Below are 16,227 nucleotides of genomic sequence, written 5' to 3' on the forward strand. Positions count from 1 at the left end.
CACATATGCCAGCGTTCAACGAAATATCACCCGACAATCTCACGCGCAGGGTCGGCCTGCCCGACGCGCCAGTCTTGATAGATGTGCGCATCGAGGAAGACGTGGCCGCGATTGCGGCCCGCGTGCCGACCGCCCTGCCCTGCGCATTTCAGTCCGTCGCCGATCTTGTACCCACGCTTGGGACGCGCCCGGCGGTCGTAATCTGCCACAAGGGCCTCAAGCTCAGCCACGGCGCGGCTGCGGTCTTGCGCAGTCATGGCGTCGCGGCCGAAGTGCTGGACGGCGGCATGGTTGGATGGTCAGAGGCCGGGTTACCAATGGTACCCATGGGTGCCTACCCCGGACCGCTTTGGGTGACACGCCACAGGCCCAAGATCGACCGCATCGCATGCCCGTGGCTGATCCGCAGATTTGTTGATCCGACAGCCCGGTTCCTGTTTGTGCCCCCGGCCCAAGTGCAGGATGTCGCGACCCGTTTTGGGGCAACTCCCTTCGACATGCCAGACGGCGATTGGAGCCACAAAGGCACATTCTGCACCTTTGACAAGATGGTCGAAACCTTCGGGTTGACCACCCCAGCCTTGACCCGACTGGCCACCGTGGTGCGTGCGGCGGATACAGGTCGTCACGATTTGGCCCCCGAAGCTGCAGGTCTTCTTGCCGTCTCAGTCGGACTGTCACGGAAATTTCGCAATGATCTGGAACAGCTAGATGCCGGAATGATGCTCTACGACGCGCTCTATCGCTGGGCGCGGGATGGTCAGGGCGAAGATCACGAGTGGCCTGAAGGACATCTTTCATGAGCGTTTCCCAGTCCGAACTTTTCCGCGTGTTCGGCCGCGTTGGTGTTTTGTCCTTCGGCGGCCCCGCAGCACAAATCGCGCTGATGCACAAGGAACTGGTCGAGGATCGCCCGTGGCTGACCGAGGACCAGTTTCTGCGCGCGCTGTCGTTTTGTATGCTTCTGCCCGGTCCGGAGGCGATGCAATTGGCAACTTATGCGGGCTGGCGGCTGAACGGGGTGAGCGGTGGACTGATCGCGGGACTTCTTTTCGTTTTGCCTGGCGCTGCGGTCATCCTCGCGCTGGCGCTGACTTATGCCTATATCGGCGACCTGCCGATCGTTCAGGTTCTTTTTCTGGGCGTGAAAGCCACGGTCGTCATCGTCGTCCTTCAAGCGCTGGCAAAGGTTGCCGGCAAGGCGCTGCTGACGCCGCTGCATTGGGTGATCGCGGCACTCAGCTTCATGGCAATTTATCTGTTCGATACGCCCTTTCCGCTGGTGATCCTTGCTGCAGCCCTGATCGGCGGGCTGTTTCTGGCGCCCGCCCCCTCAAAGGAAGTTCCGTCGGAGCCCGTGAAGACCGTGAGCACCCTGCGCACAATCGCTATATGGGGCGCGCTGTGGCTGATGCCGCTTCTGGCGATTTTGATTGTTGCACCAGGTTTTCTAAGCGATCTGGCGCTGTTCTTTTCCACCCTCGCCGTCGTGACGTTCGGCGGCGCCTATGCCGTTCTGACCTACATGACCCAAGCGGTTGTAGGCGAATTTGGATGGATTACGACGGCGCAGATGATGGACGCCTTGGGTTTGGCAGAGACCACGCCGGGCCCTCTCATCCTTGTCACGCAGTTCGTCGGAATGCTGGCGGGCTTTCGCGAGGGCGGTTTGGGCCTCTCACTCATCGCGGGTGTGGTGACGCTGTGGATGACCTTCGCGCCCTGCTTTTTATGGATTTTCGCCGGGGCGCCTTACATCGACGGGCTCGCGAACAAACCCCGTCTGTCGGGCGCGCTCAGCGCAATTACAGCAGCGGTTGTGGGCGTGATCGCCAATCTCAGCTTATGGTTTGCCTCCGCCTTGTGGTTCTCGGCAGAGGCGGTGTTTTCTTGGCAGATTGGTGAGATCCTTGATCTGGCCATCACCTTGCCAGATCTGACGACGTTACAATGGCAGCCAGTTCTGATCACCGCGTTAGCTGCTGCATTATTGATCTGGCGGAAGCTCGACTTGCTCATTGTGCTGCCACTTATGGCGCTTGCGGCGGTGGGGCTGTCGTTGATGGTCTGACCCCCTTTCCATCGGATCAGAATTCCTTATGTTGAACGGGACAGAGGGGCTGATCCATGAGTGATAGTATCGACTATGGCAACAAGATGCACCGCGCGATGCGGGGTCTGATTGCCGAGGTTCTCACAGAAGTGGGGGAACGGGGCCTGCCGGGCGAGCATCATTTCTTTGTCACCTTCGACACGCAAAACCCTGATGTCGAAATGGCAGACTGGCTCTTTGACCGCTATCCGGAGGAGATGACTATCGTCATTCAGCACTGGTTTGACGGACTTGTGGTGGGCGAAGATGGATTTCAGATCACACTGAATTTTGGCGACTCGCCCGAACCCCTGTCGATCCCGTTCAGTGCCATTCGAACCTTCGTCGATCCGTCGGTCGAGTTCGGCCTGCGCTTTGAGACACAAGACGATCAGGACGAGGGTGATCCTGAGATTGTGGAGATCGCAGAGCTTGATCTGGACACGCTCGAAGCCGAAGTGCCCGATGTGAAATCCGAACCTGAAAAAGACGATGAGCCACCGCAAAAAGAAGCGGAAGTCGTGAGTCTCGATAGTTTTCGCAAACCCTGACCCAACTGTTAGCGCAACCTTCGATTGTCATCTTTGGGCGGCCCCGCTAAATCGGGGCGACCCTAGGACAAAAGGACTGCGACCATGACCAACACCCGGACCGAGACCGACAGCTTTGGCCCTTTAGAGGTTCCTTCGGACAAATATTGGGGCGCGCAGACCCAACGCTCCATCCTGAACTTTCCGATTGGTTGGGAACGCCAGCCGGTGGCCATCGTGCGGGCGCTTGGGGTGATCAAGAAGGCCTGCGCACAGGCCAATGCGGCGAGCGGCAAGCTAGATGCGAAGCTGGGCGACGCGATTACCGAGGCCGCGCAGGAAGTCATTGACGGTAAGCTGGATGACAACTTCCCGTTGGTCGTCTGGCAGACCGGTTCCGGTACGCAATCCAACATGAACGCAAACGAGGTGATCGCGAACCGTGCGATTGAAATCCTGGGCGGCGAGATCGGATCCAAGGAACCGGTTCACCCGAACGATCACTGCAACATGGGCCAGTCTTCCAACGATACGTTCCCAACGGCCATGCATATCGCGACGGCAATGACGGCACGCGACGTGCTGCTGCCCGGGCTGAAGAAGCTCCATGCCGCGCTTGAGGCGAAGGTGGCAGAGTTTGACGGGATTATCAAAATCGGCAGAACCCACACGATGGATGCGACCCCGCTGACACTGGCGCAGGAGTTTTCAGGCTATTCCCACCAGGTCGCGATGGGGATCAAACGCATCGAGGCTGCCTTGGGCCACATCTACGAGCTGGCACAGGGCGGTACCGCCGTCGGGACCGGCCTCAACACCTCGAAAGACTGGGCTCAGACCGTGGCGGCCAATATGGCAGAGATCACCGGTCTGCCCTTCGTGACAGCCCCCAACAAGTTCGAAGCGCTGGCCGCCCATGACGCGATGGTCGAGATGTCGGGCGCGGTGAAAACAGTCGCGGCATCGCTTTTCAAAATCGCAAATGACATCCGCCTTCTGGGCTCAGGTCCCCGCTGCGGGTTGGGGGAATTGATGCTGCCAGAAAACGAACCCGGCTCGTCGATCATGCCGGGCAAGGTCAATCCAACGCAGTGCGAAGCCATGACGCAGGTTTGTGCCCATGTGTTCGGCAATGACGCGGCCATCGGGTTCGCGGGCTCTCAGGGTCATTTTGAGTTGAACGTCTACAAGCCGATGATGGCGTACAACCTTTTGCAATCCATGCAGCTTCTGGGCGACGCCAGCGTGGCGTTCACCGACAACTGCGTTTCAGGCATTGAAGCGAACGCAGAGCGGATCGAAAAACTGATGCGCGAAAGCCTGATGCTGGTGACTGCACTGGCGCCCGAGATCGGGTATGACAACGCCACGACAGTCGCGAAGACCGCTCACAAGAACGGGACAACCTTGCGTGAAGAGGCGATCAACTTGGGCTTTGTCGATGAGGCGACGTTTGACCGTGTGGTGCGCCCCGAGCAGATGACCGGCCCGAAGTGAAGCCGGTCAACCTGAACAAGGCCCGCAAGGCAAAGGCACGCGCCCAAAAAAAGGCGCGGGCCGAAGAGAATGCGGTAAAGTTCGGGCAGTCGAAAGCGGAGAAATCCAAGACCTCCGCTGAGCGGATCAGCCTTCGACAAAAGCTCGACCAACATAAGCTGGATACATGACCCGACCCAAAAAGCGGTCGCTGACCCTCAAAGGCCACCGCACGAGCGTGTCGCTGGAAGACAGCTTCTGGCGGGCTTTCCGAATGATTGCAGCACAGGACAAACGCGCGATTAACGACCTTGCGGCCGAGATCGATGCAACACGGGATGCGGACACAGGTCTTGCGTCCGCGATCCGGGTTTTCGTCCTAAAATGGTATCAGGATCAGGCGGCGGATTGATCGCTCGCCCGCAAGTAAAGCGGTGCTTGACGCGATCTGTGTACGGCACGGGCACCCGCCTTCGATGTGCTCGTTTTGATGAACAGACCAAGATCTGCTTCGAATTGTGCACGAAGTTCCTGACGCTCCAGTTCGGATGGCGAAAGGTCTGCTTGGGTCCGACGACGTTTCACTTTGAAAAAAGGCAAATAGGCACGCATCTTCGGCGCAGTAATTCGTGCTTTCAGCAATTGTGATGGCATCACGTTCCCCCAAGAAATGAATTGCAGAAAAGAACTTAGACAAATGAACCACATCATTTACGGGGAACAACACTGAATTTTTGTCACAGATTCAGCCGTGTCTGTAATATTAACGCATAACTTTCTGTTTTTTTTGGAACTTTTTCGTGACGTTAATCATTTCTTAAGATTGCGACGTGGCGTCAGAAATCGAAGAGTGAAGCATTTTGGTAACCTTTCGCCCGATTACTAGGCGGATTTTGGCTGAAGACGCAGCCAGATTCCCTTTTCAGCGCGGACTGTGAGATGCGCGACCGGGACCGGTTCCCGATTTTTGACAACCTCGAATCTAAACGCCCCGACCAACATCGACAGCAGAAGCGGTCCTTCGATCATCGCAAAGCCAGCACCGGGGCAAACCCTTGGCCCCGTTGAAAAAGGGATAAGTACTTTGCGCTGACAGGCCTTACCGTTCTCCGTGTTCCACCGGCCTGGATCGAAGGCATCGGGGGTATCCCAAAACCGGGTATGTCGGTGCAAGTGCCAGGGCGAAATCACCATCAACGAGGACGGTGCAATCTTTTTTTTGCGAAATTCTTCCGAACGGGTTGTTTCCCTGACCATCATCGGCACAGGCGGATACAATCGCAGCGCCTCGCGAAAGACATCGCGGGACACTTTCAGCCGCGATACGGAGCCGAAATCATCCGTCACATCGCTGGCTTCTGCCGAAACCTTCGCTTGCCAGTCAGGCGAGCGCGCCAAAAGATAAAGTGACCACGCCAAAGCCGACGCGCTGGTCTCGTGACCCGCCAAAAAGAAGATCGCGACCTGATCTACCATTTCTTCCGTCGAGAAGGTCTCCCCCGTTTCCGGATCGGGGGTCAGCATGATCTTGGTTGCCAGATCATCGGGGGCTGTACCGGCCTTGATCTCGGCCATGCGCCGCGTCGTGAGTTCCTTGATGAGCGTGCGGATAGATGCGGCGGATTTTCGGGTCTGGCGTCTGTGCAGCGGCGACAGCCGCCCAAAACGCGGAAGAAAAGCGGCGAGATTCAAAAGCGGTTGCTGCCGCTGATAGGTTTGGAATTCGCGAAACACCTGCGCCGCGATCTCGTCCTCGATGGGCAAAGAAAAGAGCGTGCGGAATATCACATCCGCGGCCAGAAAGCTCGTCACCTCTTCAATTTCGACAGGCCCAGACAAGTCCATAGCGTTGAGCCGCGCGCATGCCGCCTCGCCGGCTGCTTTCATGGCCGGATATGTGTCGCGCAAACGCCCCCCTTCGAAGGCCGGGTCGATGATGCGCCGCTGACGCGCCCAAGCAGCCCCGTTGGTCAGAAAGACGCTGTTTCCCAACAACGGTGCCAACCCGCTGCCAATCCGGTCAGATTTTGGAAAATCTTTCGGCCTGACGTTTAGGATCTCGCGGATCAGCTCGGGCTGGTTGACCAGATAGCTTCGAAAAAACGGTGTTCTGAACTCTGCAAGCCACGCCTTATAAAGCCGCGCGGGTTGGGCGGACAGAATGTCTTTGCGAAACAGGCGCAGATACTTCCAGAAAGAGACGTTGTCCGCCCGGCTTTCTGGCTTTGGGGGGATCATGCGGCGGTCGACCTATAGCGGGACGCCGCCACATCGATGCGCGACCGCGACGGTGCGCGATCCTGGTACCGCTCGGCCAATGTCATCGGACCGGCTGTGATTTGAAAATAGTCGTAGTCCTTCGGTCGGTCGAAGGCGCAGAGGTACTGGAAATGGAGCCGGAAGAACCGCCACCGCAACTCTTTCCACTTTTCCGGTGTCAGGCTTTGCGTAAAGGCGGCCGACAGCACCAACGGCCAGCGCTTGTCCTCTGGGGCGACACCGGTCACGGCCACCGGATCACATAACGCGAATGAGCATCCATCGCCTGGGGCCGAGACGTCGACCCACGTCAAACCGGGATGCGCCGAAAGATACTTTAGATCAGCGCGCAAAACATTTGCCTTCGGCAGGAATGAGACCATCGGGATGACCTGTCCCAAGGACAGAAACGCCAACGCGGGTTTGTGCTCCGTCCCTTCCCGCAAGAGATCGGCCAGAACGCTGACGGCCAGATGCGCGCCGGACGAATGACCGACCACAAGCACTTCATCCAAAGGCTCAGCCAGAGCGCGCACGATCTTCTCACGAAACTCCCCCATGCGGACCTCAAGCAGTCCTGGCGTCTCACCGCTATGCTGCGCGGAGTAGGCGTAGTCATGCATCAGGTAATGGGCGAAAAACCAGCCGTCCTTCTCTTTGAACCAACGCAAGATCACCACTGCGACAACTATGAAAACCGGCCATGTCAGGAACCCGATCAGCCACTCGATACTATCGGGCAGGATCCATGCGATACCGGAATGGATGAGCGAACTTATGAGGTCACCGGCGATCAGCGCCAGCATCAGCTGCAACAACAACATTCCAATGGGATAAAGCGCCGCGATGATCGGACCTTTGCGCAATCGCATCAGCCGTTGCAACGCGCCGGAGGTGATGTAGATCCAGCTGGTCTTGACCAACTGCCAATAGGTGCGCGGGATGTCTTGGGCCATGCTGTGCTGAACCAGATCGGACCAGACTAATACGTCAACGGACGTATCCACCATGTGTCCGTCTATCAGAGATCGAACATCCCAACCCCGAGCATCACCGGATCCTTTTCCTTTTATATCAATTCTGTACCCGCTGATCTTCGCCTGCTCCTTGCTTTCGGTGCGATAGAGTTCCCGGTAGCGGCGGGCTGGAAAAGGATCATAGCCGGGGATGTAAAACACCCGGCGTTTTTTCACTGGCGCGGAGGTCTGGCTGGTCATGGATGGACGCTAGTCAATTCAAGTGAAGAAGGTAAGAACGTCGCGCAGTAGACTTCGTGCGCCGTGTCCCCTAGATCACGGCCATGGACACTTGGAACGCAGAATTGGATGCCATTGGGTTGCTCTGCCCTCTACCCGTCTTGAAGGCGCGCAAACAGTTGCAGGCACTTGAGACCGGCGAGATTTTGCGGATGGACGCGGACGATCCGGCAGCGCTGATTGATGTTCCCCACTTCTGTACCGAGGCCGGGCACGCGCTGGTCGCTCAGGAAGACCATGGCGCGCACCAGACCTATTGGATTAAAAAGGGCTAGCCTATTCTGCGGCCGCCTTCAGTGGCGGCTGGCTCAGCGCCGCCAAAAGTTCTTCCCGACGTTTGGCAGCATTCTGTTCGTTTGCCTCTTTCACCGGACCAAAACCACGGATCTGTAAAGGTAGTTCCGCCAACGCAATCGCGACCTCAGGATCCGCATCGCTTGGCAACGCTTTGAGATCACGCTCATATTGCTTGATCAACGCTCGCTCCATTTTCCGTTCCTTCGTGTAACCGAATGGATCGAGGGGCGTCCCACGCAGCCGCTTGAGTTTGCTGAGGATCTTGAATCCCCGGCCGATCCACGGACCAAATTCGCGCTTGGCGGGCCGCCCGTTCGGGCCGGTCTTGCTGATCATCGGTGGGGCCAGATGGTAGGTGAGTTTCAGATCGCCACCAAAGGCTTCTCTCGCCTTGGCTTCTGTATCCAGATGTAGGCGAGCCACCTCGTACTCGTCTTTATAGGCCAGCAACTTATGATAGCCCCGCGCCACCGCTTCTTTCATTTTTGGGTCGTCAAAGCGGTCAATGAATTTCCGGTACCGCTTGGCCAGCCGCTTGGATTGGTAGGCGGTCAGATGGTCGGCACGAAAATCGATCTTTTCATCCAGTGTCTTGGGCAGTTCGACCACATTTGACGACAGATGGCGCGCGGCGTCTTCGGGGTGCAGTAGCGCCCAGCGACCTAGCTCAAACGCCCGCAGGTTTTTCTCAGGCGCTGCACCGTTCAATTCCACGGCCCGCGCAATCGACTCGTAGGTCAGAGGGATCATTCCGTTTTGCCACGCGGCCCCGAAGATCATCATATTGGAGAAGATGCTGTCGCCCATCAGCGCCTTGGCCAAGTCGGACGCATCAAAGAACGCCACGTCGTCTTGCAGCTTCGCCTCAAGCGACATCTGCAGGCGGTCGGACGGCAAGGAAAATTCGGTGTTTCGGGTAAAGTCCCCGGTTATGATCTCGTGAGAGTTTACAACAGCTTTCGTCTGCCCGCCTTTCATCAGACCCAATGTCTTTGCCCCAGAGGTCACGACGAGGTCGCCGCCAATCACGGCATGGGCCTCACCGGTTGCCACGCGGATCGCGGATATATCGTTAGGGTTGTTGGCCAGCCGGCAGTGAATGTGAACCGCACCGCCTTTTTGGGCCAGCCCGGCCATCTCCATCATGCCGGCGCCCTTGCCGTCCAGATGGGCCGCCATGGCGAGAACCGCGCCGATGGTAACTACGCCGGTACCGCCGACGCCGGTGATCACCACGTTATGGGTGCCCGAAATAGACGGCAAAGCAGGATTGGGCAGATCGGGTAGATCCACTTCGGACGTTGCCTGCTTGCGAATTTCGGCGCCTTCGATGGTGACGAAAGACGGGCAAAACCCGTTCACGCAGGAGAAGTCCTTGTTGCACGAAGATTGGTCGATCGCCCGCTTGCGGCCCAGTTCCGTCTCAACCGGCACGATGGACACGCAGTTGGATTGGACACCGCAATCACCGCAGCCCTCGCAAACGTCCGTGTTGATGAAAACCCGTTTGTCGGGGTCCGGGAACAAGCCACGTTTTCGACGGCGGCGCTTCTCAGCGGCACAGGTTTGCACATAAACAATCGCAGACACGCCTTTGGTTTTGCTAAGTTTCTCTTGTACGATAGGCAGTTCGGCCCGCTCATGAATATCGAGATCCCTAGGAAACGCCTTGAGGTCGACGTCCTCCTTCTCGTCATAGACAAGTGAGACATTCTGGACGCCCATTGCCTGCAATTCGGCTACGATACGAGGCGCATCGAGGTCGCCTTCATTGGTCTGGCCACCGGTCATGGCGACCGCATCGTTGTAAAGAATTTTGTAGGTGATGTTTGTGCCAGCTGCCAAAGCAGCCCGGATCGCTTGAACGCCCGAATGGTTGTACGTGCCATCGCCGAGGTTCTGGAACACGTGGTCACGGGTTGAAAACGGCGCTTCGCCGATCCAGTTCGCGCCCTCGCCGCCCATCTGGGTGAATCCCACCGTCTCCCGGTCCATCCACTGCACCATGTAGTGGCACCCTATGCCCGCATAGGCGCGCGATCCCTCGGGCACTTTGGTGGAACTGTTGTGGGGGCAGCCCGAACAGAAATACGGCAGCCGCGCCGCGATGTCTTGAGCATTGTCCGCCCGCTTAGCCTCGGCCAACATGGCGAGCCCGGCTTCGATCCGGTCGGTTCTGCGGCCTTCTTCGATCAGGATGTTGCCGAGCTTTTCGGCGATATCAATCGGGTCGAGCGCATATCGCGTCGGGAACAACTCCATCCGCCGGCCATGTTCCCATGTGTCGCCCTTGTGCCAACCATAGACGCGGCGGCCCTTCCGGTCATCGAAGATCGCTTCCTTGACCTGCACCTCTATCAGCTTGCGCTTTTCCTCCACGACGACGATCAGATCCAACCCGTCTGCCCAGTCGTGAAAACTGTCCATATCCAGCGGCCATGTCTGCCCGACCTTGTAGGTGGTAAGACCCAAGCGCTCGGCCTCTTCGGCATCTATACCAAGAAGGGACAGGGCGTGCACCAGATCCAGCCAGTTCTTCCCGGCCGCCACAAACCCGATCCTTGCGCCGGGCTTCCCCCAAACCCGTTTGTCGATTTTATTAGCCTTTGCAAAGGCTTCTGCCGCGAACCGCTTATAATCGATCATACGTGCTTCTTGTGCGACGGGCGTGTCCACAAGCCGGATATTCAAGCCGCCCTCGGGCATATCAAATTCCGGCAGAACAAATTGCATCCTATCTGCCCGGCCATCGACAACGGCCGTCGCTTCGACCGTGTCTTTCATCGTCTTCAGACCGACCCACACACCCGCGAACCGGCTGAGCGCCCAGCCGTAAATCCCGTAATCCAGAATTTCCTGCACACCCGCTGGCGAGACGATGGGCATATAGGCATCGACCATTGCCCAGTCTGATTGGTGAAGCGTGGTGGAGCTTTCGCCCGTGTGGTCATCACCCATCGCCATGAGCACACCCCCGTGCGCCGAGGTTCCAGCCATATTGCCGTGGCGCATCACATCGCCTGAGCGATCCACGCCCGGCCCTTTGCCGTACCAAAGGCCGAAGACGCCATCATAGCGCCCCTCGCCCCGCAACTCGGCCTGCTGCGCACCCCAGATGGCCGTTGCCGCCAGATCTTCGTTCAGCCCCGGTTGAAATGTGATCTGGGACTGTCCGAGCAGTTTCTGAGCGCGCCCCATCTGCAAGTCGACTGCCCCCAACGGCGATCCGCGGTAACCGGTGACCAATCCCGCCGTGTTTAAACCGGCCGCCGCGTCGCGTGCGCGCTGCATCAAAACCAATCGAACCAAGGCCTGTGTCCCGTTCAAAAGGACCGGCGATTTCTCCAGATCGAACCTGTCGTGAAGCGTGATATCTTGATTGGTCATGCGTACCTCCAGTTGCCGATAACCTAGCACAGAATTTGGGTCAGGCAAACTGACCTTAACGCGAGAATTCGCCTGAAAAGTTTGCAGTTGCAGCAATTGACGACTAAGTACGACAACGCAGGTGGGGCCACTCTAAATTGAAATGTTCGGATCACGATGGACTGGGACAAGCTTAGAATATTTCACGCAGTCGCGGATGCCGGCAGTCTGACCCATGCAGGCGAGGTCCTGCACCTTTCACAGTCTGCTGTATCGCGGCAAGTGCGCGCGCTGGAGGAGTCGCTCAATTCCACCCTCTTCCACCGCCATGCACGCGGACTGATTCTCACCGAGCAAGGCGAACTGCTTTTTGACGCAACACGGTCCATAACCAAGCGTCTCGATGCAGCCGCGGCCCGGATTCGCGACAGCGAAGAAGAAGTCTTCGGTGAGCTGCGTGTCACTACGACAATCGGCTTCGGGTCGCTGTGGCTGGCGCCCAGATTGAGTAACCTTTATGCAACATATCCCGACCTCAACATCGACCTGATGCTGGAAGAGCGGGTGCTCGATTTGCCCATGCGGGAGGCCGATGTCGCCATTCGGATGAAAGAACCCAGCCAGGCTGATCTTGTGCGCAAAAGGCTCATGAGTGTTCAGATGCGGCTCTATGCAAGTCGCGCCTACCTCGAAAAAAAGCCCGCGCCCGAGACAATGGAAGACCTGCGCGATCACCGTCTCATTTGTCAGAACACAACGTCCGAGCAGGTCAGTGCCGGTGCCATGCTGGTGCGGGAACTTCTAAGCTATGAACTTCCTAACCTATTGACAGTAAACAACTATTTCGGATGCCTTCAGGCGGTTCATCACGGGTTAGGCATCGGCATCCTTCCGGACTACGTAGCGATCGATGAGCCGGGCCTTGTTCGCGTTCTACCGGAGGTTGAATCCAATGACGTGCCCGTCTTCCTCGCCTACCCCGAAGAACTGCGTCAATCGAAGCGCATCGCGGCCTTCCGCGATTTCGTGGTGACAGAGATCAACGCCCAGCGGAAAAAAGCCCAAATGCGAGAGAATGCATAGCGGCGAAATGCCATGCATAGGACGCATAGCGGCTATTACTGCGACGCCTCGATTTTTTCTTGAAGGTGACACATAGCATCCCTATCTCAACAGTCAGATGACGGCATGCCGTTGTCTACCTCCCTGTTGGACTTTGGCCGAGCTTAGTGCTCGGCCTTTTTTTTCGCATTTGAGCTGAGCCGAAATAAAGGTATGACGCGACCGACACGTAAAGTGGTTTGAAGGGTTGCAATTGCCGATACCCAGTCAGTCAAATGTTCAGGCAGATGATATCCGTACGCTCGGTGCTATCTTCAGCTTCAAAACACCAGAGTTTACCGCAAGGCTGGTAATTCTAACGGTGTCGGCCATCCTGATGACATTCTTCATGGGCTATCCAATATTTGTATATTGGCTGCTCGCCTACACGCTTGCTCTGGCACTGACTGCCTATCTCGTCCATCGCCTGACAGTCGATCAGACCCGGAGGGTTTACCGTGCGGTGATCACATCAGAGCTTGTCTCGACCAGCATCTTCATCGCGTTGCCAATCTATCTCTGGTCCCAGCCCGGCGTCTTTCTCAACTTCGCCGGGACTGCCCTGATACTGGGTGCGCTTCTGAATTCGTTTACGCAGCGCTCCACCATTCGCGAACTTGCGATCATCGATGGTGTGACCAACTCAATCATCATCATATATCTCGGCGCGCTTTTTCTGGGCCCTCCCGAGATCGGTCACGTTCGCTGGGTCGGTCCAATCATCGCCGCCGGTACGCTCGCCTATTACGTCACAGTTTTGCGGGACGTGTTCGGTCTGCGCCGCACGACGCTTGAAGTGAATCGACGCAGCCTCGAGGCACAAAAGATGGAAGCCGTGGGCAGGCTCACCGGCGGCGTGGCACACGATTTCAACAACATCCTCACGGTCGTCATGGGAAATCTCGATCTGTACCGCGAGATCAAGGATCAAAAGGAACGCGATGAACTTGTGGAAAGCTCTTTGGCTGCCGCGGGCAGAGCGTCCAAGCTCGTCTCTCACCTTTTGGCGTTCTCCCGGAAGTCCGTGCTGTTGTCCAAGGCCTTCGACATTCACGTGTTTCTGGACGAGTTCATGGATCTGGCACGTGGCATCTTGCCGGACGTGATAGAGGCGGACGTCTTCATCTCGCCCGACACACCCGCCGTTAAGCTGGACCGAAACCAGCTTGAGAACGCCCTTCTGAATCTGGTGATCAATGCACGAGATGCGATGCCAGCCGGGGGCAAACTAACCATTTCTGTAAGACCTCTGAGCAAGGACGACTTCAAAGTCTTTGACCTGCCGAAAGGTCGGTATGTGACAATCGAGATCGCCGACACCGGTCGCGGCATTCCAAGTGATATCCTGTCTCGGGTGTTCGATCCATTCTTCACCACAAAACCCATCGGCGAGGGCTCCGGTCTGGGACTGTCGATGGCTCACGGTTTTGTGGAACAGTCCGGCGGTCAGATCAGAATTGAAAGCGCCGTCGATCGCGGCACGAAGATCACCTTGATCCTGCCCGCGTTGGCGGATGATGAGATGATCCACCCGACCGCGGGCGACGTAGAAATGCACACGCCCACCCTTTCGGTTAGCGCGGCACACGCCGCCCCCCTTCCCCATCGTGCGGACCTGTCCTAAAAGGTCTGCGAACTGACGCGCACCAGCGCTCTGCCCGGGGGACACAGACCATATGACCGAACCAGAACTGACCGATGGCCTCATCGCGGCACACGGGCTGAGCCCCGACGAGTATCAGCGCATTTTGGACATCATCGGCAGGTCCCCCACGTTCACCGAGCTGGGCATTTTCTCGGCCATGTGGAACGAGCACTGCTCTTACAAATCGTCCAAGAAATGGCTTCGAATCCTGCCAACAGACGGCCCTCAGGTTATCTGCGGCCCGGGGGAAAACGCGGGCGTTGTCGACATTGGGGATGGGCAGGCCGTAGTCTTTAAGATGGAAAGCCACAACCACCCTTCGTATATCGAACCCTATCAAGGGGCGGCCACCGGTGTCGGGGGCATTTTGCGGGACGTGTTTACCATGGGCGCCCGGCCTATCGCTGCGATGAACGCGCTGAGTTTCGGCAGCCCGGATCATCCGAAAACCAAAAGCCTTGTCTCAGGTGTTGTGGCCGGGGTTGGCGGGTACGGGAACTGCTTTGGGGTTCCCACCGTTGGCGGCGAGGTCCGGTTTCACCCCGCCTACAATGGGAACTGTCTGGTAAACGCTTTTGCCGCAGGTTTGGCAGATGCGGACAAGATCTTCTATTCGGCAGCATCGGGCGTCGGAATGCCCGTCGTCTACTTAGGTGCAAAGACCGGGCGCGATGGCGTCGGTGGTGCCACCATGGCCTCCGCCGAGTTCGACGACACGATCGAGGACAAGCGCCCAACCGTGCAGGTCGGTGATCCCTTCACGGAAAAGCGTCTGATGGAGGCGTGCCAGGAACTGATGCGCACGGGCGCCGTCATCTCGATTCAGGACATGGGTGCTGCAGGTCTGACCTGCTCCGCCGTAGAGATGGGGGACAAGGGCAATCTGGGCGTGAAGCTCAATTTGGACGACGTGCCGGTGCGCGAAGAAAACATGACTGCCTATGAGATGATGCTGAGCGAAAGCCAGGAACGGATGCTTATGGTGCTCGATCCCGCCAAGGAAGATGCCGCGAAGGCGGTGTTCGAAAAGTGGGATCTGGACTTTGCCATCGTCGGAGAAACGATTGCAGAGGACCGTTTCCTGATTGAACACAACGGCAAGGTCATGGCAGACCTTCCGTTGAAGGCCCTGTCTGGCAATGCACCGGAATACGACCGACCATGGGTTGAGACGCCCGCCGCCGAGCCACTTGAGGACCTGCCGCAGGTTGACGGGATCGATGCACTGAAAGCCCTGCTCTCCAGCCCCAACTACGCGCGCAAGCAGTGGGTCTGGGAGCAATATGACAGTCAGGTCATGGCCGACACGCTCGTAGCGCCGGGCTCCGGCGCAGGCATCGTGCGGGTGCATGGCACGACGAAAGCTCTGGCTTTCACATCGGACGTCACGCCGCGCTACGTGAAAGCCAACCCGGTTGAGGGCGGCAAACAGGCCGTGGCAGAAGCCTACCGCAACCTGACCGCCGTGGGCGCCAAGCCGTTGGCCACGACCGACAATCTGAACTTTGGCAACCCAGAAAAGCCTGAGATCATGGGGCAGTTCGTGGGGGCGATCAAGGGGATCGGGGCTGCGGTTGCGGCCCTCGACATGCCAATCGTGTCGGGCAACGTCTCGCTTTACAACGAAACAGATGGGACCGGCATTCTACCGACTCCCACCATCGGGGCTGTCGGGTTGATTGACGATATCGACCATATCATCAGCGGCACGGTGCGCGACGGTCATTTGGCTATTCTGGTTGGGGATACGACCGGCCATCTGGGGCAGTCTGCGCTTTTGGCCGAGGTGTTCAACCGTGAGGACGGCGACGCCCCGGCCGTCGATCTGGATACCGAGAAACGAAATGGCGATTTCATCCGGGCGGAGCGCGACTGGATCGACGTTTGTACGGATATCAGCGACGGCGGCCTAGCGATGGCGGCCTTTGAGATGGCCTATGCGGGCGGTGTTGGCGTCTGCCTTGATGACGATACGACGGCTTTTGCGTTTGGAGAGGATCAGGGTCGCTACCTGATCGGCTGTTCTTTCGATAAGGCGGAAGCACTTATGATCGCAGCTGGAAACGCAGGCGTGACCCTCAGCACCGTTGGCAAATTCACCGGCGATACCGTTCGCATCGGACGGTCCGAGGCCCCCTTGGCTGACCTGTCGCATCTCTTTGAGACCAGTTTTGAGGCAGCTTTGGCCTAGACGGGTTGTCTCAG

The 16,227-nt window shown here is 57.8% G+C and carries 14 protein-coding genes; 10 read left to right on the top strand and 4 right to left on the bottom strand.

What is annotated here, in order from left to right; all coding sequences use genetic code 11:
- Window positions 1–5 precede the first annotated feature (5 nt).
- The 6 genes from KIN_RS18590 to KIN_RS18615 all read left to right on the top strand — a co-directional run bounded on the left by KIN_RS18590 (window position 6) and on the right by KIN_RS18615 (window position 4,510).
- Window positions 6–803, top strand: a complete 798-nt coding sequence (locus KIN_RS18590; protein WP_159809909.1) for a chromate resistance protein ChrB domain-containing protein — start codon at window positions 6–8, stop codon at window positions 801–803.
- Window positions 800–2,071, top strand: a complete 1,272-nt coding sequence (gene chrA, locus KIN_RS18595; RefSeq protein WP_159809911.1) for a chromate efflux transporter — start codon at window positions 800–802, stop codon at window positions 2,069–2,071. Before KIN_RS18590 ends, chrA begins: the two co-directional genes overlap by 4 nt.
- 56 nt (window positions 2,072–2,127) lie before the next feature.
- A complete protein-coding gene (locus KIN_RS18600; RefSeq protein WP_159809913.1) occupies window positions 2,128–2,643 on the top strand; it encodes an SspB family protein in 516 nt (171 codons plus the stop codon).
- Between the two features lie 84 nt (window positions 2,644–2,727).
- The gene (gene fumC, locus KIN_RS18605) at window positions 2,728–4,119 is read left to right on the top strand and encodes a class II fumarate hydratase (RefSeq protein WP_159809915.1); all 1,392 of its coding nucleotides are present in this window, start codon (window positions 2,728–2,730) and stop codon (window positions 4,117–4,119) included.
- Window positions 4,116–4,289: a DUF4169 family protein gene (locus KIN_RS18610; protein WP_159809917.1), complete on the top strand. Its 174-nt coding sequence runs from the start codon at window positions 4,116–4,118 to the stop codon at window positions 4,287–4,289. Before fumC ends, KIN_RS18610 begins: the two co-directional genes overlap by 4 nt.
- The gene (locus tag KIN_RS18615) at window positions 4,286–4,510 is read left to right on the top strand and encodes a ribbon-helix-helix domain-containing protein (RefSeq protein ID WP_159809919.1); all 225 of its coding nucleotides are present in this window, start codon (window positions 4,286–4,288) and stop codon (window positions 4,508–4,510) included. Before KIN_RS18610 ends, KIN_RS18615 begins: the two co-directional genes overlap by 4 nt.
- On the opposite strand, the gene KIN_RS18620 is transcribed toward KIN_RS18615, so the two are convergent.
- From KIN_RS18620 to KIN_RS18630, 3 genes are all read right to left on the bottom strand, one after another.
- The gene (locus KIN_RS18620; protein WP_159809921.1) at window positions 4,495–4,752 is read right to left on the bottom strand and encodes a hypothetical protein; all 258 of its coding nucleotides are present in this window, start codon (window positions 4,750–4,752) and stop codon (window positions 4,495–4,497) included. The genes KIN_RS18615 and KIN_RS18620 overlap by 16 nt on opposite strands.
- 228 nt (window positions 4,753–4,980) lie before the next feature.
- Complete coding sequence (locus tag KIN_RS18625) at window positions 4,981–6,336, bottom strand: cytochrome P450 (RefSeq protein ID WP_159809923.1); 1,356 nt, start codon at window positions 6,334–6,336, stop codon at window positions 4,981–4,983.
- Window positions 6,333–7,574 carry an alpha/beta hydrolase family protein gene (locus tag KIN_RS18630; RefSeq protein WP_159809925.1) on the bottom strand — a complete coding sequence of 414 codons (1,242 nt, stop codon included), beginning with the start codon at window positions 7,572–7,574 and terminating at the stop codon, window positions 6,333–6,335. Before KIN_RS18630 ends, KIN_RS18625 begins: the two co-directional genes overlap by 4 nt.
- A gap of 83 nt (window positions 7,575–7,657) precedes the next feature.
- Here KIN_RS18630 and KIN_RS18635 point away from each other — a divergent pair, with 83 nt between their 5' ends.
- Window positions 7,658–7,888: a sulfurtransferase TusA family protein gene (locus KIN_RS18635; RefSeq protein ID WP_159809927.1), complete on the top strand. Its 231-nt coding sequence runs from the start codon at window positions 7,658–7,660 to the stop codon at window positions 7,886–7,888.
- A 1-nt stretch (window position 7,889) separates the two neighbouring features.
- On the opposite strand, the gene KIN_RS18640 is transcribed toward KIN_RS18635, so the two are convergent.
- Window positions 7,890–11,297: an indolepyruvate ferredoxin oxidoreductase family protein gene (locus KIN_RS18640; protein WP_159809929.1), complete on the bottom strand. Its 3,408-nt coding sequence runs from the start codon at window positions 11,295–11,297 to the stop codon at window positions 7,890–7,892.
- Window positions 11,298–11,453: 156 nt separating this feature from the next.
- Here KIN_RS18640 and KIN_RS18645 point away from each other — a divergent pair, with 156 nt between their 5' ends.
- From KIN_RS18645 to purL, 3 genes are all read left to right on the top strand, one after another.
- The gene (locus KIN_RS18645) at window positions 11,454–12,359 is read left to right on the top strand and encodes a LysR family transcriptional regulator (RefSeq protein ID WP_159809931.1); all 906 of its coding nucleotides are present in this window, start codon (window positions 11,454–11,456) and stop codon (window positions 12,357–12,359) included.
- Window positions 12,360–12,591: 232 nt separating this feature from the next.
- The gene (locus tag KIN_RS18650; RefSeq protein ID WP_159809933.1) at window positions 12,592–14,001 is read left to right on the top strand and encodes a sensor histidine kinase; all 1,410 of its coding nucleotides are present in this window, start codon (window positions 12,592–12,594) and stop codon (window positions 13,999–14,001) included.
- 52 nt (window positions 14,002–14,053) lie between these two features.
- Window positions 14,054–16,213 carry a phosphoribosylformylglycinamidine synthase subunit PurL gene (gene purL, locus KIN_RS18655; protein WP_159809935.1) on the top strand — a complete coding sequence of 720 codons (2,160 nt, stop codon included), beginning with the start codon at window positions 14,054–14,056 and terminating at the stop codon, window positions 16,211–16,213.
- Window positions 16,214–16,227: the final 14 nt, after the last annotated feature.

Source organism: Litoreibacter roseus (assembly GCF_009811795.1).
GTDB lineage: Bacteria > Pseudomonadota > Alphaproteobacteria > Rhodobacterales > Rhodobacteraceae > Litoreibacter > Litoreibacter roseus.

Coding starts and splice junctions, on each gene's coding strand:
- KIN_RS18590 (WP_159809909.1), top strand. CDS start 6: ATGCCAGCGTTCAACGAAATATCACCCGACAATCTCACGCGCAGGGTC.
- chrA (WP_159809911.1), top strand. CDS start 800: ATGAGCGTTTCCCAGTCCGAACTTTTCCGCGTGTTCGGCCGCGTTGGT.
- KIN_RS18600 (WP_159809913.1), top strand. CDS start 2,128: ATGAGTGATAGTATCGACTATGGCAACAAGATGCACCGCGCGATGCGG.
- fumC (WP_159809915.1), top strand. CDS start 2,728: ATGACCAACACCCGGACCGAGACCGACAGCTTTGGCCCTTTAGAGGTT.
- KIN_RS18615 (WP_159809919.1), top strand. CDS start 4,286: ATGACCCGACCCAAAAAGCGGTCGCTGACCCTCAAAGGCCACCGCACG.
- KIN_RS18620 (WP_159809921.1), bottom strand. CDS start 4,752: ATGCCATCACAATTGCTGAAAGCACGAATTACTGCGCCGAAGATGCGT.
- KIN_RS18625 (WP_159809923.1), bottom strand. CDS start 6,336: ATGATCCCCCCAAAGCCAGAAAGCCGGGCGGACAACGTCTCTTTCTGG.
- KIN_RS18630 (WP_159809925.1), bottom strand. CDS start 7,574: ATGACCAGCCAGACCTCCGCGCCAGTGAAAAAACGCCGGGTGTTTTAC.
- KIN_RS18635 (WP_159809927.1), top strand. CDS start 7,658: ATGGACACTTGGAACGCAGAATTGGATGCCATTGGGTTGCTCTGCCCT.
- KIN_RS18640 (WP_159809929.1), bottom strand. CDS start 11,297: ATGACCAATCAAGATATCACGCTTCACGACAGGTTCGATCTGGAGAAA.
- KIN_RS18645 (WP_159809931.1), top strand. CDS start 11,454: ATGGACTGGGACAAGCTTAGAATATTTCACGCAGTCGCGGATGCCGGC.
- purL (WP_159809935.1), top strand. CDS start 14,054: ATGACCGAACCAGAACTGACCGATGGCCTCATCGCGGCACACGGGCTG.